We start from the raw sequence: 24,715 nt of genomic DNA, 5'->3' as shown, positions 1-24,715 counted from the left end.
TATTACCCCCGGGTTCGTAAACATTTGAGTAATGCGTAAGAAATTCTATAGTTACCGTTCCGTGATAGGGGTACGGAAGAATGGTTTTCAAGCGGGGAAACCGTCAGAGCAACGCTCCGGAAACCCGTTGAGACTTCCGCCCTAGCAAAGGAATGCAGCGCTATGCGTAAGACCGTGCTCATGCCCGTGGAAAAGGTTCTGTGCGACGCCCACATAGCGCGTGATGGGTCTGAAGAAGCGGCGACCACTACGCTCACTCTTGGCGCGCATGTGTGGGATCTCTGCGCAGATCACGATTTTGCATTCGGCAGGTACCTGATGGACGCACTTGGTGTGCCTGAGAGTGCCAAGGGTGGACCGGTTGAGCCTGAGACTCTGCCGGTTGTGGAACCTGTCTCGGAGCCAGAGCCAGAGCCAGAGCCGGAGCCGGAGCCGAAGCCGGATGCGGCGCCCGTGGCGGAGCCCGGCCCTGAGCCGGTCCCGTCCGTGATGCTGGCCGGAGAGGTTCCGGGTTACGACTGGACGGATGCTCGTGACGCCGTTCGCCGCATGGGCTACGAGGTAGTGGGGCGGGCCGATGAGAGCACGGTCCTGCTCATCCTGGGCGATGGTGGCGACCGGAATGCGACCAAGCTGCGTGACGCTTCCGAGCGTGGCATTCCTGTAATGGACGTGCGGAAGCCGGGCCGGTTCCGTGACGCGATTCGGGCCGGTGAACTGATTGGAAACGACCCGCTTCCGGCCCCTGTCAAGGTGGACCGTTCCGGGATGAGTGAGCGTGAGCGGAACCGTGCTGTACGAGCCTGGGCACGAGAGAACGGCTTCACCGTGCCCACAAAGGGCAGAATCCCGGCCAACGTGAGGCACGCATACGAACTGACGCACAAGGAAGCGTCGGAGGGAAAAGGAATAGCGGCCTGAGCGCCGCGCCCACTGTGACGGCCGCTGACTGCGGCCGTCATCCCCGGCCCACTGACCTGAGCGCCTGGAAGAGCGCCACGGGATACGGGGCAGGGAGCAAGCCTTCCAAGGGTGACTGCACGCCCGGTTCCTGGGTCACCTGGACCACGCCCAAGGGCAAGCGCCGTACCGGAATCGTGAGCAACGACCCGCTATCGGTGGCCGCTGTCCGCCGCCATGTCCCGATGGACAAGGTGTCCCGCTGTACCTCTGTGATCGTTCCTGCGGACGGGGGAGACGCGCTTCCCCTGCTGAGGAAGTCAGCCAAGGAACCCAACTTTCAGACCAAGGACGGGGGCCGGTGGCGCCCCGTCGTCTCCCTCCGCAACCAAACCAACTCCCAGAAGGCGCAGGCAGCATGAGCACCCCCGATTTCCGCGCGATGAGCACCGGTCGACTGAGGGAAATGGTGACCTCCCTTGCTCCCCATGTGGAGTGGTCCCCAGTCGGTCTGCTCGGTGGCCTGCTGTGCGTGTTCTCCGCCATGTTGCCGGAGACCCGAGTTCAGCGCGGTTCCGGTTCCATGCCGCTCATGCTTCACATCCTGCTGTGCGGCGGCACCGGTGAGGGCAAGGGGCAGTCGTGGGGTATCGCCGAGTCCATTGCCAGGGACGCCAACCGAACCTTCATGACTGGCAACGTGATTCACGGTGTGGTGGGCGGGGCGGGACTCATTCAGGCCGTGGCTGACTGCGGAGAACACGCCCTGATCATCGATACCGAGTACGCCCGTGTCCTGCGGGCCGGACGCAGACAGGCCAACCTCTCTCAGGTCCTCCGTGATCTGTGGGACGGCGCGCCAGTCGCCACGTCCAGGGCCAAGGATCCCGTCCAGGTGGACGCTCCCCGAGTCGCGATCATGGGGCACATCACGCCGGAGGAGTTTTCAGCGAACCTCTCAGGGACCGACCGCGACGGCGGATCGTACAACCGGCTGTTGACCCTGCCCGTGTCTCAAGTCCGCTGGCTGAGCGAACGGGAGCGCATGCCCGCGCACCTGATCCCGGAGGCAGGCGAACTCTTCGCGAGGGCCGTCCGGTTCGGACAGCGCGTTGGCACGGTCACCCTGGCCGACGAAGCGTACGACGTGGCCGACACGATCCGACAGGACCTGTTGAGCAAGGCCCGTGAGTCGGAAGATCTGAAACCGTTCGCCGCACGCTGCAATGAGCAAGTACGCCGGATCGCTGCTCTGTTCGCGCTCTTTGACCTGCGCCCTGAGATCACCTCTGATGACCTGCACGCAGCGGCCTCTCTGGTCACATACGCCATGAACACCGTGGAGGCCATTGCCACCGGAAGCGGGAGCAAGACCAGGAAGTGTCAGCCGCTCATCCTCGCGGAGAAGGTCCGGGCCAGGATCGAACTTCATGGAGGATCGGCCACGTCCTCGCAGATTCTCCCGTATGTGGGAGCGACGGCCGCTGAGGTCCGAGCACTTCCGGAAGTTGTGGTGACCGTAGAACGGTCAGGCAAGACGGGTCGGCCGGCCACCGTTTTCACACTCCGCGGTGACGATTCCGAGTCCGAGCCAGAACCGGCCTCCCATTCTCCCGCCCTCATGCCGGCCGCAGCCGAACGGGAGGCGCGGCGGCCCACCGTCGTCCGCCTGGACGCTTACCGTCCGGAACCGAACCGTGCCCCGGAGCCTGCGCCGGAACCGAAGCGGTCGGTTCGCCCGCCGGTTTCCGTGACCCAGCGGCTCGAACCCCTCGAAGAGAACCCGTTCCGCGCACTGCTCTAGCAAACAAAGCCCGCAGCCGGTACCACCTCCGGCTGCTGTGTCCTGGCTTCTGGCAGGCGTCACAATGCAGAACCCCCCGCATCCGAACTGCGGGGGGTTTCTGGGCTCCGGGACACGGCGGCGTCCCATTGGCAGTCATGGAGCCTAATTCACTCCTTCAGAGGCTGATGCCCCGAGGGCGGCTCAGCGGGGCTTGTGCTGGGTACCTTGCGGCCCGGCCGGACCGCCCGGCGGATCAGGGCCCGGCGTGGTCGCCGGAACGTCTACCCTCATTGGTGTGTTCCCTTCATCTGATGGTGGCTGGGAGCCAGACGCCTCGGCCACTTGACCTTTGCGAGAGCGAGAGTGGTCGGGGCGTCATCCCGCGTACTGCGGGTAGTAGGTGAACTTCGGGGCGATCTGCTCGGCGGTGAGGTCCGGCACCGTGAGGTTGCCAGTAACCAATACGTCTTGGTTGCACCAGGAGTCGCCAAGCTCCACGAGCCAACCACCAGGCTCCATCTCCCAATCGGCGTCGGGGAGCTTCACGACAACGTCACTGCCGCAGATGAACGCACGGGACGCCTGCGAGACGATCCACTGGGCCTTCCTGGCCTCCGAGGCTCCGTCGTTGTGGCAGCGCTCGGCCATCTGCCAGAGCTTCCGCCAATTGACGGCCGGAGTGAGCGGACCGATGTAGGCGACCTGTTGGTCATCCACAAGAGTGCTCGCATAGCCGAAGACGGGCCCGAACATGGAAAAGACGGTTACCCGTCCCCGGCCCTTGGTTCCTTCGACAGTTGCCATGAAAACTCCCTTTTTTACTTAGAGTCCAGGATTGTGAGGGGGCCGGACTCTAGCGGCTGCCACTGACAGCGGCCCGCATCAGCAGCACGGGCCGTCGCCGCAGCACGTCGGCTCGTTGCACTCGGCCTTGGTGCCCCACAGGGACTCGTCCACCTCGAAGCCATGGGCGCGGATCTTGGACACGACGTCGACCATCGTGGCCTTGTCCCGGTAGCGGCTCTTCGGGGCGTGGTGGATGAACCGGCCGTACCGCTCCGTGCAGAAGGCGGCGTACTCCTCCGTGTGGAGCATGAACGTGTGCCAGCCGGGATCGACGACCTGAGAGGGCGACATGCCCTCCCCGGTCTTGCCCATGACGTCGATGAACGCCAGGGCCTCGTTCATGATGCGGTCGGCCATCGAGCGCTCGTGTCCGTACTCCTCGGCGCAGAAGTCCACCAGGCGCTCGAACAACTCGGGCGACACCAGGTCCCTGCCCTGGAGCAGGGAGACGGGCCTTTCGGGTGCCACAGTCATTCGGAAGTCCTCTCTTCCTCTGATCTGATGCGCACTTGCTGACCCACCCCCGGCCCGACTGTGACGTCCAAGGGTCGAGGGCGGGGGTCTTAGACCTCGCCCGTCCGCCACGGGGGAACGACGGACGGACGAGGAGCTATGAGGCGGAGCGTGCGTCGTACTGCCGCGTGTAGGCATCGATGTATTGCTTCGACCAGTTGCAGCAGCCTGCGCAGGCGAAGCCAGGGGCAGTGATGCCGTTCACAGTGATGGGGCCTATGAAGGTCACGAGCTGGTCTGTCCTACGACAAAGCCAGCAGAGACCCTGTTGCCACGTCTTCCGAACAGCAGTCACGGCTTGCGTTCCACAAGCGCGTAGTCCTCGAAGGTGCGCTTGAACCGCTTGTGGCCGGTCCCGGCAGTGTGCTCGGCCATCCATTTGTTCGCGGCCTCGTCGCTGCCGGACACATCGGACTCGGCTCCGCACTCCTCGTCGTCCCCGGAGACGCAGCGGGCCTTGAAGGTGATCTCCCCGTGGGGGTCGCGCAAGGTCTCGTAGTCCATGAACCGCAGGACAGCCCTCATGGTGTGCTGACCTCGTTCTTCTTGATGTAGGCCGTCAGTAGGGCTCTGGTGAACATGGCGGCGTCCTGCATGAAGAAGAACGCCTCGTGAGCCTGCGAACGGGCGGTCGGCCGATTGTTCAGGGCCAGGTGCCTGTCCACCAGGCCCAAGAGCCTCAAGACGTTCGAGTCCTCGTCCTCGCCGAGGCACTGGCCCTTGAGCAGGCTCAACATCCCGGTCAACTGGCCCACTCTGGTGTCGATGTCCGTACGTTTCGATGTGCTGATACTCATCCCAAGCGCCCGGTCTACGACTTCGGTGATCTTCTCCACGTCGACGGGCAAGCGCGCGGCTTCAGCCTCCGACATCTCACATTCGTCAGTCACGCTCGCCACCACACGTCTCCCCTCGGTGCCGCCAGGGCGGGTTTGGGTTCGCTGATGACCGTAGAGCGGCCAGAGCCCAACCCCCAAGAAGATTGCGCCAGTTTGCAGCCGGAAGATTGACGGCGTAGAACCCCTGCTCGACGCTTGGAGGGCCGCGCAATCCGGCGCAAGGCAGCGGACAGGAGAGCAGCCATGAAGCTACGGTTCCTTGGTAAGAACTCCCAAGGGGGAGAGTGCCCGACCCTCTACGCCACGGATCGGGACACGTACCTCGTCCAGGGCTGGAAGATCTTCGCGAATGACCTGCTGATGCAGCTCACCATCCGCGAGGGCGAGACGGCCGTGGAGGTGCCCACCGAGCTGTTCGAGCACCTGACGAAGGACGGGCTTCCCTCCGGGGAGTTCAAGCGCCTTGAGGACCCCCTTATGGTCCTCACTCCTGGAGGTACGTACGTTGTGCAGGGCCAGGAGGTGACCGACACCGAGGCACTGGCACAGATGGAAATCCCGGACTATGAAACCGTGGTCGAGGTCCCCAAGGCCGCGATCACCGCGCTACTGGAGGAACCGCGTGGAGCTGATCTCCAGCGCCGAGCGCAACCAGCTGTTTGATAGCTGTGAGCACGGCGCCTTCCATCTGGAGCTGAGGGACGACTACTCAGTCCCAGTAGAGGACGGCCCCTACGCGAGCTGGCTTCGAGGCGAGCCCCTGGACCACTCGTACATGGAGCCGTGGACACAGCTCGTAAGGCGCGTCACCGGCGCAGGCAAGACCATGCGTCGGGTGCGAGTCGTCACCGAACCGCACACTCCGTACATCCAGTGGGAGTACGTCACAGCGCACGTCAACGAGGAGGCCGGCGAGTCCGTCAGGTGGTATCCGCGGCACCAGTTGCCCGAGGGGTTGACCTTCCCCGTAGGCGGAAATGACTGGTGGCTGTTCGATGACTCGATCATCGCTGTGGGGCACTTCAACGACTCCGGAAGGTTCATCGGGAACGAGCTGATCGACACCCCTGCTGTCGTCGCCGAATGCGTCCGCGTGCGGGATCTGCTCTGGGCCTCCGCCGTTCCCCACCCCGAGTACAAGCCCTGATCCTTCCGTGAACAACCAAGCACAAGAGACACGAGAGGCGTTGGGAGCCCGGCTGCGTGGATTCCGCAAGGACGCGGGATTCAGTAGCGGCCGGGCCTTCGCCGCTGCGACCGGTTGGCAGGAATCCAAGGTCTCTCGCATCGAGAACGGCAAGCAGAACGCTTCCGAGGACGACATCCGTGTCTGGTGCGAGAAGACCGGGCACGAGGCCGAAGTCCAAGACCTCATCGCGACGGTCCGCCACATTGACGAGCTGTGGTTGGAGTGGCGGCGATTGCTCCAGACCGGGGCTGAAGGACGCCAAAAGCAGTCCCTACCGCTCTACAGGAAGACCAAGGTCTTCCGCATCTGGGAACCGAACGTCGTCTGGGGCACGCTCCAGACCGCCGAGTACGCCGAGGCCATCTTCGATGAGGTGTCACGCCTGTACGACACCCCAGGGGACATGGAAGCCGCCGTGGCGAAGCGGCTCGAACGACAGCAGTACCTGTACCAGGGCGACCGGATCTTCAACGTCCTCCTTGGCGAGCAGGCCCTCTACTCGAACCACGGTGGCTCCGGGGTAATGAGAGCCCAGCTCGACCGGCTATTGGCCGTTCTGGCGCTTCCGCGGCTCAGCCTGGGCATCGTCCCTCGTTCTGCGCTGCTCAACACGTGGATCGGGCACGGTTTCGTGATGTTTGACGACAGGCGCGTCATGTTGGAGACGTTCTCCGCAGAAATGGTTGTGACTCAGCCACGGGAGATCGACATCTACATGAGGGTCTTCGAGTCCCACAGGCGGGCTGCGGTGTACGGGCAGACCGCCAGGGACCTGATACTGGCTGCAATCCAGCACTTTGACCGCATGGCAACCGACTAGGAGACGATCAACTTGACAATCGAACCTAACTGGCGCACCAGCACCTACACCAAGTCCGACAGCTGCGTGGAGGTGGCCGACAACGACTCACAGAGGGTGATGGTGAGGGACACCAAGCACCGGGAAGGGGCTCACCTGAGTCTCAATCCGGCCTCCTGGAGCCGGTTCATCGAGGCGGCGAAGCAGGCGTCTCAGTAGCACTGCATCATCACTTGTGGGATCCGGCCCCCATGCGGGGAGGGGGCCGAGTACTACAGCCTCAGATCTTCGAGTTCGCGACAGAATCTGTTCGTTTCGTGCTCGGCGGCGGTGTCGAGTACACCTCGGGAGCCGCCGACCATGAGCGGAGCCCAACTGGCACGGCCGTAAGCTGGCCAGTCTTCGAGCAAGGTGGGATCAGAACCGTCGCGTCGACACTTGCCATATGACGAAAACGAAGAAGAGAGTAATAGGCAGCATCACGATGGCGAAGAAGCCGCCGACAGTTATCGCGGGTATGGATGCCATTTTCCTCTGAGTGGAAAGTCCCCACCAGACTCGACCGAGTCGCGTGTATTTCCATGCGGCGATTCCCGCCACTACTCCAATCAGGCTGATTATGACGACCCCTGCCCCGCTGCGGAATCCAGCAAATACGCCTATGATACTCACGAAAGTAAGCAGCATGATGGATGCAGCCATGAACTTGTGTCGCTGTTCGGATACGAACGTCGTCCCAGTTGATCCGCCAGCCGTCATTTGAGCAACTGGAATTAACCCAGGCTCCCAGCGGCAGTTCACGCACCACGCAATAGGGTCCATCGCCACTCCGCAGTTCTTGCAAGGCATTTGTCGTCTTACGTCTTGGAGTGGCGCTCCGCTGGGGCCACCTGGAGCGTCTGGTTTATCCGCGAAGTGCTCGACCCATGCCTGATGCGCCTGCTGGAATTGCTGATCAGTAGGCATGAGACATCCTCTAAGTTCTCGTTCAATTATTAACGCTTCATCTTCTGCGGATGGTCTCGCCCGCCGCGGAGTCATGGACACATCCGCGAATAGTTCCATTACAGCATTTCCACCCGAACGGCGCATCTTGAGTTGCGCGAGTGCAGGTTCAAGTGGGTGGCCGGCCACGACCACGGGGCGGGCTCATTTCATTCATTCGCGAAGGAGAGCGTATGGGCGCCTGTAGCGGTCCCGGGGCGCGCCTCCGGGCAGTGGCTTCCGGCCGGATCTGATCCGGCGGCTCTGGATGTGAGGCTGTAGTAGGAGCCACCTCAGCTACTGGTTGCTGATGAAGCGCCCAGAGCAGTCCCCCTGAGTGAGGGTGTACAACCCCCTCCACAAGAGATGTCGGTGTCAAGCTGTCCTGAGCTGGACCGGTTGGCCTCGTGACCAACGCATGACCAACAGCGGCCAGGAACGGGCAGAAACAGCAGGTGAGCATGACCAACCCTCACAGTCCCGAGGGGGGCTCAGAGGGTACGTTCTCGCAGGTCAGCGAACTAATGGGCTGGTGCCCGAGTGGAGAGTTCAAGTCCCCCCTCGGACACAGAGTGGGACGTTCACGAGATCGTCCCGAAGCGTTCACGAATTACCGGTCGAGTCATGTGACTCACCGGTATTTCGTCGTTTCTGGGGCCGTCAGGCCTCGTGATCGGCTCGGCGAGGGGGTGAGGCGGTGGCGGTCCAGGTACTGCGCCTCTCACCTGCGGAAACAGGACATGCCTGTGCGACGGCTGGTAGCCGTGGCGCAGGCATGTGGGGTTTTCAGGGGGCGGAGCGCGGCGGAGGTGTGTCACTCGCGTGGCGGAGGCTCGACCTGCTCGGTCGGAAGCGGTCGCGCCTGGAGCGGGGCGGAAGGCTCACCGGGTTGGGTTGCGGCGCTCTGCCTGCTGGCTTTGCGGGGCTGGATGCTCTGATCACGGAGGAAATGTCGGATGGCTCTGAGGTTCGCCACGAAGATGATGACGGCATTGAGCAGGGTCTGTGCGACGCGTCCGTGCGGCAGGCGGAGCTGGGGATTGTCGATGCTGTCGAGGGCGGACTTCTTGAGGTTGCCGTTGCCGCCCTCGTTCTGACTGCGCAGTCCGGACCAGGCTTCCTGCCACAGAGGGGTGAACAGGGGGTATTTCTGCCGCCACTTGGCCAACACGGTGCCCGGGACGGTGATGCTCTTCCCCCTGCAGATGTCGGGGTAGACGGGGGTGTCCCGCTTGGGCCTGGGGATGGTGGGCAGGGCTGCCGGGGTACGGACAGTGGGGGCGTCGAGGTCGACGACGGTGGATGGGCGTGGCTGGGGCCGGCGGTAGCAGGTGACCGTGGCGTGCGGCCCGAGGGCGGGGCACTGTCGACGCTGGTCCCCTGCGGGCCCGTACTCCTTGATCTTGGTCTGGTAGTCCTTCCGGGACTGGATCAGGTTGAGTGCGTGGGCGCGTTCCTCGTCCGTGCGGCCGTCGATGTATGTGGCGCCTGCAGTGATGAGCGGGGTGGGCATCAGCGGGCAGTAGAACTCGCCGCCGACCAGCTGCATGCCGCGGAACTCTCCCTGCCGGTCGACCTTGTCGTCGTTGTAGTGCTTCACCGCGTTGAGGCCGAGCGTGAGCAGCTGCAGATGCAGGTTGTGAGGCTTGGCCTGGGTGATGCCCCGGTCGGCGCAGAACAGGTCTTTGACCAGGCCTCGTTCGAAGGCCGGCTGGATGGCGCGCAGGGCGGCCGGGCCGGGTTCGGTGCCCGGGGTGTGAAGGATCATGCCGAGGCAGACCGCGGGGTAGGCGCCAGCGAGGTCGCCATGGCCATGGCCTGGGAACGCGGCCATCATGGCGTAGCGGAACTCTCTCTTCTCCGGCGCCTTGGCCTTCTTCTCCCGTGCCGACTTGGTCTTGCGAGGCACTGGCTTGTCTGCCGTGCCGCGCCGGGTGCCAGTGTTCATGGAGGCCGCAGCTTTGCCGCTGGGCCCCGACTTCTTCTGCGTTCCTCCCTTCACGTACATCCCGGCGGTGATCTCAAGCGAGGCCCGATCCTGGTGGTAGTCCGGCTCTTTGCCCCAGACTGGAACCGGAGTGTCGTCGACCGCAATGTGGCCGGGCCACCGAGCGAAGTCGCCGCGCTGGTAGGAAGCCATCACCGGAGCGAGAATCAGATCCTGGGCGATGGCCTCCAGGTTGCGCACGGTGTCCTGGTTGTCGCGGGCATTCCACTTCCGTCGGATCTTCTTGGCCTCGCTGAGGGACAGCCGCTTGCGGCGGTCGTGCGGTGCAGGGTCGAGGCGCCGGGTCATCGAGGACCAGGACCGGTAGACGCGCTTCGACGTCGCGTACTGGTGGTGCGCGACGCGGTCGATTTCTTCTCGGGTTGCGCCCTCGCGGATGTGCAGGTCGACGTCGGGGACGTCAAGGAGGGCTTTGGACCCTGGAGACAAGGCGAAGAAGAGCGTCTCCCACGCGTCGTTGATGTTCGCGCTCTTGCCCATGTACTGCGACAAGATCAGGCCGATCAGCACTGTGCGGAACGGAAAGCCCTTCGGGCCTGGCCGGTGCTCGTTGGAGGGAAGGCGTTCCAGTACTGCGCTGTGGCGCACGAGGTCGAAGACCTGCCTCACAACGCGGTCGCTGAGGGTACGGCCGGGGGCCTGCGGTGCAGGGCGTAAAGCGAGGCCGGTACGTCGGTAAGGTTTGTCCTCCGGGTTCTTCCTGCTCATGCCGCCCCCCGCAGCAGATCGGATGCCTCCGCTTCGGGCACGTCGCGGAGGAAGACGAGGTAGCGCGAGAGGCTGTGCAGGGTCCCGAGTCCGGACGCTTTGAGGACCACCTTCAGCGGAATACCTGCATTCAGCAGATCGACGAGCCAGGTCGTGCGCAGCCGCTGGGTCTGCAGCACTGCACCGTCACAACGGCCGATGATCCGCGGGTACCTGGCCAGCCAGTCCGATGCGATGTGCTTGCTGGTGCGGTCCTGCCAGTCCGGCCGGAAGGCGTACGCGTCTGCCGGGATGTGGGCGGCTTCCGCCAGCAGCAGTTCCTCGTAGGCGTACCGGCATACGACAGTGCGCGGACGGCGCCCGTGCACCTTGACCAGTGCCCGGCCGGTGGGGCCCGCGAGGATGTCCCGCCCCTGAACGTACACAAGATCCTCAACGGCGAGCCCGCAACCCAGGCCGAGACAGAACAGAAGACAGGCGTTGCGCCGCTGGGCGGGGGTGGGCAGGCTCTGCGCCCAGATCAGCCAGTAGGCGATTACTGCCGGCGGGTAGGGGGCCACTGGGGCGGCGGTGGCCTTCAGCCGGATCGGCGGATGCTGTCCGAGTTGGTCCAGCAGGAGTGCTTCGGAGGCCCGGCGCAGCTGGCTGCTGCAGGTTCGGCGGCTGTTGGCGGCCATGTCGCGGCAGCCGACCAGGATGAACCGTTCGACGGTGCTCTGGTCAAGGATCACCGAGGGTTCGAGCGGGAGGCCCTGGGCCTCGAAGTTGGAGGAAGTTAGAGCCCGGGGATGGGCGGCAGACCTCGAGGAAAGTGCACACGACCTGCACGGCGTAGGCGTGGCCATCCGCAACCGCATCGGGGAACCGCTCGCCGCGATCTCCGTGTACGCACCCGCCGTACGTCTGCGTGAACAGGACATGCCAGCGATTGCCACGGCCCTGCAGGAGACCGCCACCACGATCGCCAGGGCAGCGTGACAGCGGGCGCCGAGGTGCCAGGACTCAAGGCCCCAACGTGATCCGCCCGTCCGGGATCCACCCCTCCAGGTATCCCGTCAACAGCACATCCACATCTGGCAGATCGCACCGTGTGCACAATGCCTGCCACTGTTCAGGTCCCGTCCAGCGTGTCGCTCCCCTCCAGGGCAGATGCTCCGGCGGAGCACCAGCCGCAGCGAGACGAAAGATGAACACGTGTGCCTCTCGACGGCTCCGGCCTACGGGCACAGGCACCTGAGCCCAGCGGCATCCTTCAACAGCGCCCTCGCGCACCTGCATCGCGCCGACCGCATCGCGGAGTATGCGCGCTGCCGCCTCACGGTAGGACTCTGCAGCTCGGACGGATCCTGAAGGGAGCACCCATCGGGGAACAGCTCCAGGCAAGTCGTCTGCCACCAGAGCGAGCCGCCCGTCCGAGCTCAGCAACGCGACGAACACCACCCGCCGCAATCCTGGGAGGCGGCACGGTAGGGCACCTCGAACTTTCGGCGGCGTCCAGGAAAGCAGGCACAGTCCGATCCTGACATGTGGCCGCTTAACCGGCCACTCGGATCCTGAGCTGGCGCAAGTTTCATCTCGGAGCTCAATGCGGTGAATGTGATCCGCGCCTGGGCAGCCCACAAGCCGCACGGATACTGCAATGGCCGCTGCCTGAGAATTGTGCAGCCAGCTTTCTTCTCCAGACGCTGGGCCTGCTGTCCCGCCGCACAGACGATTCCGGTGCGGTGACTCTCGTACAGAGACGAACGAAGCCTCACTATCCCGGAAAGGTCTGCTCGGGCGAGCAACGCCGGCTCAGATCGGTCTTGTGTCCCGGAATGCCGTTGAGGTGGACAGGGGCGGCGAAGGCCGGACGGGGAAGACAGTACGAGCCGACGTGATCACGGGCAGGGGCCTACTCGCCTGCCGGGTGCCGCGCGGCACCCGGCAGGGCGCGGCGTCTACTGCACGCGTGCGGTCCACTCCTCGGTGGCGAGCTTCGTTCGCTGGGCGGGGGGCGAGGAGTGCACCTGGCGTCGGTAGGTCAGCGACTGCTCCCGAGCACCTCACGCAGGTCGTCCGTGAACGCCTGCCAGGACGCGAGGTGCTTGACCGGCCCTTCGCGATCCAGCATCTCCAAAAGCCGCGCGCGGTTGGCCGGGAAGCGCTTCTGGAGCTTCTGCAGACCGCGCCCTCTTTCCTCGCTGGCCGTGGCGATCGCTTGTTTGAGCAGTGCCTTGGGGTCCGCCACCGATTCCGCCCGTGTCGGTTTCGGAAGGTCAAGTGGCGTCCTGCCGTTGGGGTTCCCTGCAACTTCGCGGATGGCTGACTGGTCGAGCAGTAGCCATGCCTCCAGCATACGCACGGGGATCACTGGCACATGTGCCAAGTCCGGGCTCACCGCTGCCACGGCTTCCGCGATCTCCCTGCGGCGATTATCCGGGCGCTCGCGGTCCGAGTCACGGTGGATGATGACGATGTCGTACGCATGCCCACCGTCGCTGAGCTGCTGGGCGGCTCGCAGCTTGTCCACGACCGAGTGACCGGGCTTGTTCGGTAGGCGGTTCAAGTCGGGGACCGTCACGAGGATTTCCCGGCCCACCTCGCCTGCGATCCCTTCGATGTGGAAGCGCAGGCCTGTGTCACTGGGCCCCTCGTGGAGGTAGAGGGCACGAACGGTCACGAAGCGTTCTCCTCGAGGGTCAGCCGGGCCTCGGGCGGGGCTGTGAGGTACGCGAGGATGTCGGCCTTGGTGCCGTAGCCCTTTCCGGCGCCGCCAGCGCGCCACGTATCGGCAAGGGGGCGCAGTCGCAGACCACGCGCGGCTCTGCCATCGGCCCCCGGGACGGTAGTGGTGTCGGCGATCAGCAGGTCCGCCGGATCGACGAGTTGCACGACGCCCGGCGAGTGCGTGTTGATAAGGACTTGCCGGAAGGGGTTGTCCTCGTCCACCGGCAGGGAGGGGTCCACCGCCAAGTCACGGACCAGGTCCACCATCGCGGAGAGGTTGGCCGGATGGATGCCGTTCTCCGGCTCTTCCATGCAGAGCAGACCGTGTACCTGCGGGTCCTCTAGCAGGACACACAAGGCGAGGAAGCGCAGCGTCCCCTCCGACAGGCTGCGGGCCGGCAATACCATGCCGTCGATCTCGTGGAGCTTGATGGTCAGCAGCTCACGAGTGTCGTCGGCCTCTACGTGCAGCGTCTTGACATGCAGTCCCGACAGGTCGGATAGGCGCCCGGCGACTCGCGAGTAGACCCGCGCGGGGTCGTCTGGGGACTTCTCCCGCGCGATTCGGTCCAGGTTCCGAGGCAGGTGCAGGCCGTCGGGCTGCATTTCACTGGGGTCCGTATAGCGGTCGGAGGTGCGCAGCGCGGAGGGTTCGAGGGCCAGCCGGCGCCAGGACTGCATTTCCCGCCTAGCGGCCAGGATGGTCGGGTCGTCGTTTCGGTTGATCGTGGAGAGCATGGTCTGCGGCGCCCGGCTTGCAGGTGCCGGACGCGGCTGGCCTCTGCGGCTGCCGTCGGCATGGATGCTGACGACGGCGTCGCCCGTCTCAAGAGACGTGGAGATGTAGGGAGCGTTCGAGCGACGAGCGCGGACCACGGCCTTGCGGAAGTCCGCGGCGCGGTGCGGAAAGCGCAGATGCGACAGGGCCTCGCTGGGTCTGATTCGGCTGAGGTCCTCGTAGCGCAGTGTTAGCCTCCCGCCCCGCTCCCCGCGCTGGGGAGGTTGGTATCCGAGGTGGAGCTCATAGCGGAGGAATGTGGACGTGGGCTCGGCCAGCCTGCCGAAGTCGTCTTCCACCTCACCCGGGACGATCATCTCTGCAGCGAACGTCATCAAGTGCTCGCCACCGGTGTAGCCGTTCCAGAAGAGGTCGCGTGCGTCACCGTGCAACGTGCCATGGGTCCCGCGAACGGTCTGGGCCGCCTCGATCATGGAGAAGTCGGTGAGCAGGCTCAGGAACTGGATCGCGTCGAAGACGTTCGACTTCCCCGTGCCGTTCTCTCCCGCGATGCAGGTGAAGGGACCGAACTCGACCCTGAGATCCAGAAGGTTCTTGAATCCACTGACTTCGAGCCGCGTCAGCATATGCCCCCCTCGTTGGTCCTACCCCGACGCGCCCTCGGCACGTGTGATGCCCGGCTGGCGGCCGGGCCGGTGCGCACAGGAATGATAGAGCGTCAGGCCGTGCCCGACCGGGCGCATCGGTGGTGACCGGCGACGGAGACGGCTTGCCTGCAGGAGAGCTGGCAGGATGTATCCGACGAGACAGGGAATCGTGGACGTCTACGACGTACAGAGGAGAGGTCGCCGCTGTGCCTCCGATTGGCGGAGCTGATACGGGGACGTCCTCACTGGACAGGGGCGCGCTCGTCACAGGCGTGCGCAAACAGGTTCGGGCGCTGGAGGCGGACCTCCGTGAGCGCAGTGACGACATCGACCGGTACCGCGACCGGCTACGGGCCATGTACGAGCACGCGCGGGCATCCGGTCGCACAGCCGCCACCTATGGTGCCTGGCGGGACGAGCGCATCACCCAGGCTGCGGTGGCGTGGGTGATGGGTACAGTGTTCGTGCGCTTCAGCGAGGACAACGGACTCATCGATCAACTCTTCATCGCGGGTCCGGGACGGCGGCTAACGGAGGCGGAGGACCTGCAGGCCGCCCATCGTGCCGAACACCCCAGGGCCAATGACCAGGACTGGCTGGTGGAGGCGTTCAGGTACCTGGCGCGATCCCACGTGGCGATGGCCCGCATCTTCGACAGGGCGCGCAATCCCCTCTGGGAACTGTCGCCGTCTCCGCAAGCCGCGGCCGAATTGATCGCATTCTGGAGGCGGCGGGGCGAAGATGGGTCCCTTCGAATTGACTTCACTGATTCGGAACTCGATACCGACTTCCTTGGGGACTTGTATCAGGATATCAGTGAGACATCCCGAAAAACCTACGCGCTGGTCCGGACGCCGGATTTCATCGCGCAATTTCTCTTGGACCTCACCGTCGATCCGGCTGTCGCGGAGTTCGGCCCCCGAGGCTTCCGTGCGATCGACCCCGCCTGTGGATCAGGAACGTTTCCGTTGGGGCTCTTCGTGCGACTTCTGGATGCCTGGCGGTCGATGGAGCCTGAAACCCCCAATGACGAACTGGTCTACCGCGCCTTGGACTCCGTCCACGGCTGCGACGCGAACCCCTTTGCCGTGAGCATCACGCGGTTCAGGCTACTCATGGCCGCCGCGCGGGCGAGTGGCCGCAGGATGCTGAGCGAGCTGCCGGGGCACGTGATCAACGTGGCGGTGGGCGATGCACTGCTGGACGGACGCGGTGCGCCTGGTGGGTCGTCGTTGTGGCTGCTCGCAGAGGAGGAGCGCGACAGCGCAGGAACGGTGGAGGACGTCGATGAGTTCGCCGAGGAATGCGATCTCCTGGGCCGGAACTCCTATCACGTTGTCATTTCAGAGCCTCCTTTCACCGTCGAGCACGACAAGGCGAAAAGCGAGGCATACCGGCAGGCGTATGACGTAGCCTCTGGAATTTTCCCGCTCTCGGTCCTCTTCGCGGAGCGCATGTTCCAGTTGGCATTGAGGAAAACCGGCAGAACAGCCGGAGGTTACGTCGGTCAGTACACATCGAGTTCCTTCACGAGGCGTGAATTTGGCGAGAAGCTGATCGGTGAGTTCTTTCCACGTGTTGCCCTGACCCATGTCATCGACACCTCTGGCGTCTATTCTCCGGGCCATGGGACCCCTACCCTGATCCTGATCGGCCGGAACGATCCGACCATGCATGACGCCCCCGTGCGTTCAGTCCTCGGTGTGCGCGGTGAGCCGGCGCGGCCGATGCATCCGGCCCAGGGGATCGTATGGAAATCGATCCTCGACCAGATCGACCAGCCCGGCAGCATCTCGGAATGGGTGAGCGTTCAGAACGAACCACTGCAGCGTTTCTTCCGCTTCCCGTGGACAATGACGGGCGGCGGGGGCGTGGACCTCATGGACCTTCTCTCGCAGGCTCCCCAGCGATTGGCCGACCTCCTCGCCGGCCGGGTGGGCGTTGTCTCGGATCCTGGACAGCGAGACGTCTTCGCCCTCGGTCGGCCCTGGTTCCTCCGCCACCCGGACTCGGCCCGGCTGGCCCGCGGCATGGTGACCGGCGAGACGGTGGGCGACTGGCGTGCGGGGGTGGCGACGGACGTACTGGCCCCCTACGACGATGACGACACACTGCTCCCTCTGGATGTCAGCAGTTCGTGGGGACGGCACCTCTGGACGATGCAACAGGTCCTTCGAGCAGCGCCCGGGGCGCGGGAATCATCCAGGACCGGAGGTGGACCTTGGTGGGCCTGGAGGCACTGGTCTCACGGTGCTCATCGGGGGTCGGCGATCACGTTCGCATCCGTCGCCACGCACAATCGCTTCGCCTTGGAGCGCGGCGGACGGGTGCTCAGCAGGACCGCGCCCGTACTGAGACTGTCCCCCGCCGCTGACGAGGACGAGTACATCGCGCTGCTGGGGGTGCTCAACTCCTCGACGGTCTGCTTCTGGCTCAAGCAGACCAGCTTCGCCGTCGGCGCCGACGGGTCGGGCGTCTCCGCGCCCGGTGAGGACTGGGCACGTGTCTATCGTTTTACTCCGGCGGCCCTCTCGCGGCTTCCGCTGCCGACTAGTAGTCCACTCGCCCGCGCGCGGGATCTGCATGCCCTGGCCCAGGAGCTTGATGCCCACGAACCGAGCACCATCTGCTCACAAGAGCATCCGCCTGTCCGAACCGCCTTGGACGCGGCCAGGGTCGCCCATGAAAAGACACACAGTCAGTTGATTGCCCTTCAGGAGGAGCTGGACTGGGAGGTCTATGGCACCTACGGACTGTTGTCCGACGATGAGCAGGCACGCCTGACCACCCCCCTTGATTTTCCACCGCCTCCGCTGCGGCTAGGCGAGCGTGCCTTCGAAATCGTGCTCGCACGCAGAATCGCCGCCGGTGAGGCTTCGGACTCATGGTCCGTGAGGAACTTCTGGTTCGAGAGTCACAGAGCAACACTGATCACCGAGATCCCGCAGCACTGGCCCGCTGCTTACAAAGAGGTCGTGCAGGCCAGAATCGACGCCATTGAATCCCATCGCGGGATCGCCATTGTCGAGCGCCCGGAGTACAAGCGGCGGTGGTTGTCGGAGCCATGGGAGCGCCGCGAGGAACTAGCGCTACGTACCTGGCTGCTCGACCGCTGCGAGGACGACCGACTCTGGTTTGAACACAGGAACGGCGTCAGGCGCCCGCGTCCCCGGACCATCGACCAGCTCGCACGGGATCTCGGTGCCGATACCGCGGTGCGTTCCGCGGCCGCGCTGTATGCGTCCTCCCACCTCAAGAGGCGGGGCGCGACGCTCCGTGATGTGCTCGCGGCGATCCTGGCCGATGAGCATGTGCCCTACGTGGCTGCGCTGAGGTACAAGGAGTCGGGACTGCGCAAACGCGCTCAGTGGGAGCAGGTGTGGCAACTGCAGCGCAGCGAGGACAGGACAGGACAGGCTCTGGGTATCCCCGTGCCACCGAAGTTCAGTGCCGCCGACTTCCGGCATGCCTCGTACTGGTCCCTCAGAGGCAGCCTTGACATTCCTCGGGAACGCTTCGTCTCCTACCCGGGTGCAGTTGCTGCGGGGGACAGCCTGCTGGTCGGCTGGTCCGGCTGGAGTTATACAGACAGGGTCCGAGTGCTGCTGGATCTGGTCGGCATGCTCCAGAACCAGCCTCAGTCGAGCGTCGACCAGATCGCTCCCCTGCTTGCCGGCATCCAGGAACTGATGCCTTGGGTTCGCCAATGGGAGGCGCTGACAGAGCCACGCCCAAACCTCGTTCACCCCGAGACGTACCAACACGAGCTCGACGACCTGCGCACCGCCTTTGGGCTCAGCACCCACGACTTGGTCTCTTGGCGGCCGCGGAAAGCCACTTCGAAGAGGAATTGACCGATTGAGCGTCTTCAGCGTTGCCTCACCCTTGAGAGGCAACGAGAAACGGTTCACTGACGACACACATGAGCGGTGAAGCCTGGGCCGAACCCGCGGCGTGACCGGGTCCGTGCCCAGGCTCTCACATATCACAGCCTGCCAGGCTGAAGTGGGATCGACTCGCGCGGCGGTGGCTGCAGGTAGCCCACCTGTGGACTGCTTGCAGCGCACGCTGCTCGGCACTCGCACTACCCCTATGCTCATTTTGGCTTTGAGACTTGGGGGGGTGAGGTCGATATCCATCAGTCCGTTCGGCCCGGCAGCAGATAGGGCCCGCGACGAAGAATCTTGCGCCCAAGTGGGTCGCGTGCTGGAAGAGACCGTCGAAGTAGGCAAGGAGGCCGCCGACGCAGCCAAGAAGCTGGTCGAGCACTACAGGAAGGAAGCAGACAAGTACCAGCGGCTCGCCGAGATGGAGCGCGGTCGGCGTCGTGAGGTCGAGGCGCGGTTGAGGGCCTGCTCCAAGCTGCTTGATGAAGGGCCGGACCTCGAAGCGAAGCTCAACTCCATGATTCCTGACCTGGTACAAGCAGCGGCGAGTCTTCCCTCGCCACCTGAGGTATCCGAACTTCAGACGCGGCTTGAGGTAACGGAGAAGGACCGAGACGCGTTCGCTGAGTTGCTGGACACTGCAACGAAGGAGCGGGACGCGGCGTTGCGGGCGCGCGATGCCGCTATTGCCCGGCTGCAGCCTCGCCGGAGGGAGGACGAGCAGTCGCCGGGGGACGCGGAGGCGTTGAAGGCACGGCTGCATGCGTCCACCTTCCGAGGCGTGCTCGAACAAGCACAGCGGCACTGCTCCTCGCTCGTCATCACTGCAGATATGGATGAGGCCAAGAAGCTGGAGCACCACCAGAAGGCCCCGCACTGGCGTGGCCGTCTGGCGGCAACGCTGGCCACCATGCAGGTCTACGCCGAGACCAAGGACCTTGCTCAGGCGCGTGGTGGCAGGGCCGGCCCCGAGCTGGCCAACCTTAAGGCGTACTGCACGAGCCAGCCGCTCCCGCTACTGGCTGAGGACAAGGTGATTCTCAGTGAGGGACAGACCGCCAGCAGCAGCCCCCGAGGCAAGACGCAACGAACCCTCCGCGTCCCTGAGTACATCGACCCCTCAGGTAAGGCCCTGATGCTCGAGCACATTCGCATCGGCGACGGTGCTCCTCCTGCGCCGCGACTGCACTATCTCGACGACACCAACAGGAGCGGTCAGCTCGTCATCGGATTCTTCGGCGACCACCGATACAACGCCGGGACCAACTGAACCCGGCATACAGCCCGACTCGTCTGCCATTGGGGCTCTGACCAGGGGAAACTTCCTGGTCAGGGCATGCTGCCGCAGTTCCGGCCCGTATCTGCGGTTTCCTGGGAGTTCCCGCGTGGTCGTGCACGCGATGTGCACGCCGGCCGCGGTGCACGGGGTTTTGTCTCAGGGCTCTCCACCCTGGCCAGTAGGGGGCCCTGGGCGGGTGATCCAGAGCATGAGATGGGCAGTGCTTGGTCAAGAGCGGGCAGCTGGTGATCGAGCAGCTTCCCGGCCAAATCGGTAGATCGTCGGCGATTGCGGTTCGAGTCCCTGGCGGGGGACGCGGAGCATGGGAACGAGTGAAGCCGCCGGTCGGGGGCGGGCGGCTGGTGATCCAGACGGTCGTCCAGTTGAAGCGGGAGGCCGATGTCGCTTGGCCGCAGGATCGAGTTCTGGGAGCGGGCCACACGCGCAGCGATTCCTCCAGCGCGTAGGGGGCGGCTGCCTTGGTCGTGAGCAGGGTGGCGGGCAGGCGCAGGAGAAGGCGGCGGCTGCCCCAGCTCGCGTAGTCGAGCCGGGGTCTTACTGATCATTTCAGAATGAGGTTCGGAGTCGTCTCAAGCAGATGATGCTGCAGGCGAGTTGGAGCAGTCCGAGGTGGAGGTCTGCTCGTATCTCGTAGCGGATCCGCAGGCGTTTGAACTGGTGGAGCCAGGCGAAGGTGCGCTCGACGACCCACCTGGTCCTGCCCAGGCCGGATCCGTGGGCGGTGCCCTTGCGGGCGATCTTCGGCGTGATGCCGCGAGCGCGGAGGAGCCGCCGGTACTTGTCGTAGTCGTAGCCGCGGTCGGCGAACACCCGCCGTGGCCGGTGGCGTGGTCTGCCCACCAGGCCGCGGATGCGGGGTATCGCTTCCAGCAGGGGGATGAGCTGGGTGACGTCGTGGCGGTTTCCGCTGGTCAACGACACCGCGAGGGGTGTTCCGTGCCGGTCGGTGATCAGATGGTGCTTGCTGCCCCGGCGGCCGCGGTCGACCGGCGAAGGTCCGGTGTGAGCCCCCCTTTCAGGGCCCGGATGTGCGAGCCGTCGACCGCGGCGTCCTCCATGTCCAACAGTCCGGCCTTGCGGAGTTCCGCGAGGAGGATCTCGTGCAGGCGGGGCCAGACGCCGGCTCCGGTCCAGTCCCGCAGGCGCCGCCAGCACGTCACTCCGCTGCAGCCGATCGTCTCGGTCGGCACGTCCGCCCAGGTCATACCCGTGCGCAGCACGTAGACGATCCCGCGCAGAGCTGCACGGTCATCCGCCGGCAGCCGGCCCGGATACCGCCGACGCCGCGGCGGGCGAGGCGAGAGCAGCGGAGCGACACGATCCCACAGATCATCAGGCACAAGATCATCCGACACCCGCAGAACTCTGCCGCCCACCAGCCCAACTGCCAAGCCAGTGAGCGAAACTCATTCTGAAACGATCAGTTAGAACTGCTCGACCATCTTTTAGAACTGCTCGACCATCTTTGTCGTATCGCCCCGGAAGCAGCCCCGAGGTACTCGTTGGTAAAGCTTGTCGGGGTGATCCGGCCGGGTGGACATGGTGGGATGAGCGAGGAGAACGGCCTGACCGCGCCGGCGGCGAGGTGGACCCATGGCGACGTGGCCGACGTCGCGGCCAGACCCGAACCGGTCACGGTCGCTCCAGGGCTCCGCGTTCCTCCGCTGGACCGCGCACACAAGCACAGAAGGGAGCGTGAGGGGCTGTGGTTGGTCTCTTAGGACACAGGTCCTGGGGATACCGGTGCGCATGTGTCGATCCCGTCCTCAGCCGTGGGCAGCCTCGGCCTCGTCGTCCGGCGTCGTGGACAGTCCGGCCGCGTCGGCGAGATCTGGGTCCTCCATGCTCTGGTTTCCAGCAGGTGCGTCCGAGTCCTCGTTCGAAGTCCGTTCGCCGTCGGCGAGTGTCGGGAGGACGTATGCCTGGGCCAGCCCCGCGAGGTGGAGGGGGAGGGGGAGAGACAGGGCGGCGGCGTAGTCCGGGGCCTGGCGGAGCTGGTGCATGGCGAGGGCCAGCGCCTCGGGGTCGTCGGGCTTTTCCAGTACGGGGGCCGCGGAGTCGTCGTCTTCGTGGCAGCCCAGTACCGCGATCTCCACCAGGGTCGGGTTCCAGGCGCTGGTACCCGCCTGCGAGGTGAGGTTGCCTGCCGCGTTGACCCGGGTGGCGAGGCGGTCGAGTGCGGGGGAGATCGCATGGGTTCCGGGGCGTTCGGTAGTGCTGTAGAAGACCCGCTCGCGCGACGAAGCCCCGTCCCCGTACCGCTGCTGGGGATCCTGTGCCCAGAAGCCGGCCGGCTGTCCGTGGGGCTTGCCCGGGTCGGCCAGCCCCCACCACTGGGCGCTCTCGCGACCGCCGCATCCGCGCACACGTACGAGGCGCAGTTCGTCGTCCAGTCGTCCTGCCGGGGCGTGGCCGGTCTTGATCAGATCGCGTTCGGTCTGGCCGTCCTGGAGCCATGGCCAGTGCAGTCGGCTGTTCTGAGCGTGGGTGATCAGTGCGGTGGGTTGCCCTCGGAGGGAGTGCAGCACGCGTTGGAGGAATGCCGCGGTCTCCCTGCGCTGTTGGGCGAGGTTGCTGCGCCACTGCTTGCCGGTGACCCTAGGGGCATCGGGACGTGCGTCATCGTCTGGAGTCCCGGGTTCCGTGAACGCTTCGGGGTCGATCTCCGCCTGTTTCACCAGACCGAGGAGGAACTGCGGATAGGGCACCCATTCCCCCGCGGTGTCATCCCAGCCGCGTACGGCTGCGAGGCCTTCCCCGGCCGGGAGCGGGGTGACGAGAACGGCCACAGGCAGGTGCTTGGGCAACCGGGTCGGGCCGTCCTTGCGACGTTTCACCATCCACACCGCCGCGTATTGCAGCGAGTCCGGAAGATCGTCACCGAGGGTGTGCTGGGGCAGGACGCGGACGCCGAGCTGGCGCAGTCCGTCGAGCCACGAGCTGCACGTGCGGTGGTCGAGGCTCTCCGCATTGTCGATCTGCCGGTCGATGGACGGGGTGACGACGAACTGAGTCAGCAGGCCCGCGTCGGCGCACCCGAGGCGGATGGCGAACTTGGGGTCCGTCGACGCTGGGCGGAACGTGCTGCGGTGTGCGACTTCCACGAGGGCGAGTTCGGGGCGGGAGGGGTCCGCGCCGTCCGCGCGGAGCCAGGCGCGCAGGGCGCGGCGCCGTTCGGCGACGGCCGCCGCGAGCGCCGCGCCTTTGCCCTTGACCGCCGCGTCGGGCACGAGCCGGTCGCCCAGTCCGTCGGCGAGGGGCAGGCAGCGCAGCCGGAGTGTGACCTCCGCCGTCCGCCACTCCAGGACGACCGGTGCTCCGGGCGTGGCCTCGTCGAAGTTCCGGTCCGTGACGTGGGCGGCACTGGCGCCGCCGTCGCCGTCGAGGCCCAGTGCCTTGGCGAACTGTTTCACTGCCTCGCTGCGTACCTCGGGCGACTGCCATAGCAGCCGGGCCTCCACCACGGGCGGGCTGGCCTGTTCCGGGCCGTGGGAGGCGATCCGGGCCTGCGCCGCGAGTGCCACGCGGCGTGCCTGGGTCTCGCGCAGCAGCTCGGCTTTCTTGGCCTCGTCGGTCCTGGGCTTGGGCCGCCGGTTCTGCGGCGCGCCGATGCCCTTCCCGCGTCCGCGCGTGAGGTCGGGTACCCGGGCCAGTGTTTCAGGGAGGGCTTGCTCGGCCCATTCGGTGAGCTGGGCCCGCTGGTTGGGCATGAAGCCGGGGCCGATCTCGTGATTGCCCATCCTGGTGCTGTGGACCACGGCGGCTCGGACGCCACGGCCTTCGCCGATCCAGGAGACCGGTTCGGTGAGGAGCTGTTCGGGGTCGGGAAAGTTGCCGGCGAGGCTGAGTCCGCGCAGGATGCCGGCGGTGTCGTTCTCCGACCAGACGAAAGTGTCGGCGGCCCGGTCGCGGCGCAGGCGTGCCAGTGCGTAGCGTTCGGTGGCCGGTGCGCCGGGCAGCCAGGGGATGGTGGGCCGCAGGTAGACGGTAGTGGCCTCCCGGTAGGGCAGGTTGAGGCGTTTGGTGGTGGTCCGAGGGTGGGTCGCCCAGCGGCGTACACCCCAATGCAGGTGGAGGCGCGGCCTAGGGTCGAACGGCGTGGTGTGCAGGGAGATGTTCAGAAGGACGGAGAACCACCACTCCTTGCGTTTGACGGTCCGGCCCAGGGGCTGCGACATGAGTTCCGCGCCCTGGTCGCGAGGTCCGCGGGGCAGCGCCCGGAGCCGCAGCTCCCCGCCCTCGAACGGGAAGGGGGCGAGGGTCAGGATGCGGCGTGCCAGGGCGTCGGTGGCGAGTTGGAACTGGCGCGGTTCCGGGGCGGCAGTGCCACCCCGGGTGGTCGGGGTGGTGAGGAGTTCGACGCCGCTGACCGGCTGCCACTCGGGCAGGTTCTGCTTCAGCTCGGTGCTGCTCGCGAGCAACAGCGAGCGGAACCGGGGATCCTGTGCGGAGTCCTTGGGACCGAGGGTACGCAGCCAGGCGTCGAGGAGTTGCTGCATGGAACGGCCCGGGAGGGGGTCGGGCGCCGAGGCCGGTACATACATCCAGAAGTCCTCGGCGGCCTGCGGCCCCGGTTCCACGGGGATCCGCGGCCGGGGGCGGACGATCACGTCGGGGGCGAGGGTCTGGAGCACACCGTCGAGTCGGCGGGTGGGCAGCGTCGGCTGCCGCTTCTCCTCGTCCCGCCCGTGGTTGTGCAGTTCGAGGAGTCCGGCGTGCCAGTGTTCGGGGAAAGGGAGTGCGTGGAAGTCCTCGGTCCAGGGGGTGCCCTCCTCGGCCAGGTGGTACGCGGATCGGCGGATGTTCTTGTACATGTCGGTTCTCCCTGCGATGTCCGTACGTGGCGGGTGCGGTTGCCCGC

At 65.6% G+C, this 24,715-nt stretch carries 21 protein-coding genes; 9 read left to right on the top strand and 12 right to left on the bottom strand.

The genetic code is table 11. The features are described 5' to 3' along the window. The first annotated feature begins 162 nt into the window (after window positions 1-162). Window positions 163-921: a histone-like nucleoid-structuring protein Lsr2 gene (locus tag CRP49_RS44470; protein ID WP_097259008.1), complete on the top strand. Its 759-nt coding sequence runs from the start codon at window positions 163-165 to the stop codon at window positions 919-921. A 397-nt stretch (window positions 922-1,318) separates the two neighbouring features. Beyond that, on the top strand, window positions 1,319-2,704 hold the full coding sequence (locus tag CRP49_RS44460; RefSeq protein ID WP_097259006.1) for a DUF3987 domain-containing protein: 1,386 nt from the start codon (window positions 1,319-1,321) through the stop codon (window positions 2,702-2,704). A 357-nt stretch (window positions 2,705-3,061) separates the two neighbouring features. Here the strand turns inward: CRP49_RS44460 and CRP49_RS44455 are convergent, their stop codons facing one another. The 4 genes from CRP49_RS44455 to CRP49_RS44440 all read right to left on the bottom strand — a co-directional run bounded on the left by CRP49_RS44455 (window position 3,062) and on the right by CRP49_RS44440 (window position 4,944). Further along, window positions 3,062-3,490: a hypothetical protein gene (locus CRP49_RS44455; RefSeq protein ID WP_097259005.1), complete on the bottom strand. Its 429-nt coding sequence runs from the start codon at window positions 3,488-3,490 to the stop codon at window positions 3,062-3,064. A 78-nt stretch (window positions 3,491-3,568) separates the two neighbouring features. Continuing rightward, window positions 3,569-4,006, bottom strand: a complete 438-nt coding sequence (locus CRP49_RS44450; protein ID WP_097259004.1) for a hypothetical protein — start codon at window positions 4,004-4,006, stop codon at window positions 3,569-3,571. Window positions 4,007-4,336: 330 nt separating this feature from the next. Beyond that, window positions 4,337-4,549 (bottom strand): hypothetical protein, encoded by a 213-nt coding sequence (locus CRP49_RS44445; protein ID WP_143670115.1) that lies wholly within the window; start codon window positions 4,547-4,549, stop codon window positions 4,337-4,339. A 17-nt stretch (window positions 4,550-4,566) separates the two neighbouring features. Further along, window positions 4,567-4,944: a hypothetical protein gene (locus tag CRP49_RS44440; protein WP_143670114.1), complete on the bottom strand. Its 378-nt coding sequence runs from the start codon at window positions 4,942-4,944 to the stop codon at window positions 4,567-4,569. A 183-nt stretch (window positions 4,945-5,127) separates the two neighbouring features. Between CRP49_RS44440 and CRP49_RS44435 the strand changes: the two genes are divergently transcribed. The 4 genes from CRP49_RS44435 to CRP49_RS44420 are packed head-to-tail and all read left to right on the top strand — an operon-like array spanning window position 5,128 to window position 7,091. Beyond that, window positions 5,128-5,547, top strand: a complete 420-nt coding sequence (locus tag CRP49_RS44435; RefSeq protein WP_097259001.1) for a hypothetical protein — start codon at window positions 5,128-5,130, stop codon at window positions 5,545-5,547. Next, window positions 5,507-6,031: a DUF6879 family protein gene (locus CRP49_RS44430; RefSeq protein ID WP_097259000.1), complete on the top strand. Its 525-nt coding sequence runs from the start codon at window positions 5,507-5,509 to the stop codon at window positions 6,029-6,031. Before CRP49_RS44435 ends, CRP49_RS44430 begins: the two co-directional genes overlap by 41 nt. A gap of 7 nt (window positions 6,032-6,038) precedes the next feature. Continuing rightward, a complete protein-coding gene (locus CRP49_RS44425; RefSeq protein WP_179852049.1) occupies window positions 6,039-6,893 on the top strand; it encodes a helix-turn-helix transcriptional regulator in 855 nt (284 codons plus the stop codon). A 12-nt stretch (window positions 6,894-6,905) separates the two neighbouring features. Further along, the gene (locus CRP49_RS44420) at window positions 6,906-7,091 is read left to right on the top strand and encodes a DUF397 domain-containing protein (protein ID WP_097258998.1); all 186 of its coding nucleotides are present in this window, start codon (window positions 6,906-6,908) and stop codon (window positions 7,089-7,091) included. Window positions 7,092-7,289: 198 nt separating this feature from the next. On the opposite strand, the gene CRP49_RS46660 is transcribed toward CRP49_RS44420, so the two are convergent. The 3 genes from CRP49_RS46660 to CRP49_RS44410 all read right to left on the bottom strand — a co-directional run bounded on the left by CRP49_RS46660 (window position 7,290) and on the right by CRP49_RS44410 (window position 11,249). Beyond that, window positions 7,290-7,838: a hypothetical protein gene (locus tag CRP49_RS46660; protein WP_143670113.1), complete on the bottom strand. Its 549-nt coding sequence runs from the start codon at window positions 7,836-7,838 to the stop codon at window positions 7,290-7,292. A gap of 832 nt (window positions 7,839-8,670) precedes the next feature. Further along, complete coding sequence (locus CRP49_RS44415) at window positions 8,671-10,572, bottom strand: hypothetical protein (RefSeq protein WP_143670112.1); 1,902 nt, start codon at window positions 10,570-10,572, stop codon at window positions 8,671-8,673. Next, on the bottom strand, window positions 10,569-11,249 hold the full coding sequence (locus tag CRP49_RS44410; protein ID WP_097258996.1) for a hypothetical protein: 681 nt from the start codon (window positions 11,247-11,249) through the stop codon (window positions 10,569-10,571). Before CRP49_RS44410 ends, CRP49_RS44415 begins: the two co-directional genes overlap by 4 nt. Between CRP49_RS44410 and CRP49_RS44405 the strand changes: the two genes are divergently transcribed. Continuing rightward, the gene (locus tag CRP49_RS44405; RefSeq protein ID WP_097258995.1) at window positions 11,248-11,550 is read left to right on the top strand and encodes an IclR family transcriptional regulator C-terminal domain-containing protein; all 303 of its coding nucleotides are present in this window, start codon (window positions 11,248-11,250) and stop codon (window positions 11,548-11,550) included. The two genes, CRP49_RS44410 and CRP49_RS44405, sit on opposite strands and share 2 nt — an antisense overlap. 24 nt (window positions 11,551-11,574) lie before the next feature. Here the strand turns inward: CRP49_RS44405 and CRP49_RS49500 are convergent, their stop codons facing one another. The 3 genes from CRP49_RS49500 to CRP49_RS44395 all read right to left on the bottom strand — a co-directional run bounded on the left by CRP49_RS49500 (window position 11,575) and on the right by CRP49_RS44395 (window position 14,646). Continuing rightward, complete coding sequence (locus CRP49_RS49500) at window positions 11,575-12,009, bottom strand: NUDIX hydrolase (protein ID WP_373560448.1); 435 nt, start codon at window positions 12,007-12,009, stop codon at window positions 11,575-11,577. 586 nt (window positions 12,010-12,595) lie between these two features. Then, a complete protein-coding gene (locus tag CRP49_RS44400; RefSeq protein ID WP_097258994.1) occupies window positions 12,596-13,234 on the bottom strand; it encodes a DUF4276 family protein in 639 nt (212 codons plus the stop codon). Further along, window positions 13,231-14,646, bottom strand: a complete 1,416-nt coding sequence (locus tag CRP49_RS44395) for an AAA family ATPase (RefSeq protein WP_097258993.1) — start codon at window positions 14,644-14,646, stop codon at window positions 13,231-13,233. Before CRP49_RS44395 ends, CRP49_RS44400 begins: the two co-directional genes overlap by 4 nt. 293 nt (window positions 14,647-14,939) lie before the next feature. Here CRP49_RS44395 and pglX point away from each other — a divergent pair, with 293 nt between their 5' ends. Further along, entirely contained in the window at window positions 14,940-18,521 is a 3,582-nt protein-coding gene (gene pglX / locus CRP49_RS44390; RefSeq protein WP_257033841.1) for a BREX-2 system adenine-specific DNA-methyltransferase PglX, read from the top strand. A gap of 349 nt (window positions 18,522-18,870) precedes the next feature. Further along, complete coding sequence (locus CRP49_RS44385; protein WP_257033840.1) at window positions 18,871-19,824, top strand: hypothetical protein; 954 nt, start codon at window positions 18,871-18,873, stop codon at window positions 19,822-19,824. A gap of 576 nt (window positions 19,825-20,400) precedes the next feature. On the opposite strand, the gene CRP49_RS44380 is transcribed toward CRP49_RS44385, so the two are convergent. Together CRP49_RS44380 and CRP49_RS44375 are read right to left on the bottom strand one after the other, a co-directional pair. Then, window positions 20,401-21,209 (bottom strand): IS5 family transposase gene (locus CRP49_RS44380; protein ID WP_097259349.1). Its coding sequence is split into 2 segments (ribosomal slippage): window positions 20,401-20,870 and window positions 20,870-21,209, totalling 810 coding nucleotides; the frame shifts between segments, so codons are not numbered across the junction. A gap of 411 nt (window positions 21,210-21,620) precedes the next feature. Beyond that, complete coding sequence (locus tag CRP49_RS44375) at window positions 21,621-24,668, bottom strand: pPIWI_RE module domain-containing protein (protein ID WP_097258991.1); 3,048 nt, start codon at window positions 24,666-24,668, stop codon at window positions 21,621-21,623. Window positions 24,669-24,715: the final 47 nt, after the last annotated feature.

The organism is Streptomyces sp. Ag109_G2-15 (assembly GCF_900215565.1).
GTDB classification, from domain to species: Bacteria; Actinomycetota; Actinomycetes; order Streptomycetales; family Streptomycetaceae; genus Streptomyces; species Streptomyces diastatochromogenes.
The sequence above is the reverse complement of the archived record's forward strand: the minus strand, read 5'-3'. Positions and strand labels throughout refer to the sequence as shown.

Coding starts and splice junctions, on each gene's coding strand:
- CRP49_RS44410 (WP_097258996.1), bottom strand. CDS start 11,249: ATGGCCGCCAACAGCCGCCGAACCTGCAGCAGCCAGCTGCGCCGGGCC.
- CRP49_RS44455 (WP_097259005.1), bottom strand. CDS start 3,490: ATGGCAACTGTCGAAGGAACCAAGGGCCGGGGACGGGTAACCGTCTTT.
- CRP49_RS44450 (WP_097259004.1), bottom strand. CDS start 4,006: ATGACTGTGGCACCCGAAAGGCCCGTCTCCCTGCTCCAGGGCAGGGAC.
- CRP49_RS44470 (WP_097259008.1), top strand. CDS start 163: ATGCGTAAGACCGTGCTCATGCCCGTGGAAAAGGTTCTGTGCGACGCC.
- CRP49_RS44460 (WP_097259006.1), top strand. CDS start 1,319: ATGAGCACCCCCGATTTCCGCGCGATGAGCACCGGTCGACTGAGGGAA.
- CRP49_RS44395 (WP_097258993.1), bottom strand. CDS start 14,646: ATGCTGACGCGGCTCGAAGTCAGTGGATTCAAGAACCTTCTGGATCTC.
- CRP49_RS46660 (WP_143670113.1), bottom strand. CDS start 7,838: ATGCCTACTGATCAGCAATTCCAGCAGGCGCATCAGGCATGGGTCGAG.
- CRP49_RS44405 (WP_097258995.1), top strand. CDS start 11,248: ATGTCGCGGCAGCCGACCAGGATGAACCGTTCGACGGTGCTCTGGTCA.
- CRP49_RS44435 (WP_097259001.1), top strand. CDS start 5,128: ATGAAGCTACGGTTCCTTGGTAAGAACTCCCAAGGGGGAGAGTGCCCG.
- CRP49_RS44375 (WP_097258991.1), bottom strand. CDS start 24,668: ATGTACAAGAACATCCGCCGATCCGCGTACCACCTGGCCGAGGAGGGC.
- CRP49_RS44445 (WP_143670115.1), bottom strand. CDS start 4,549: ATGGACTACGAGACCTTGCGCGACCCCCACGGGGAGATCACCTTCAAG.
- CRP49_RS44415 (WP_143670112.1), bottom strand. CDS start 10,572: ATGAGCAGGAAGAACCCGGAGGACAAACCTTACCGACGTACCGGCCTC.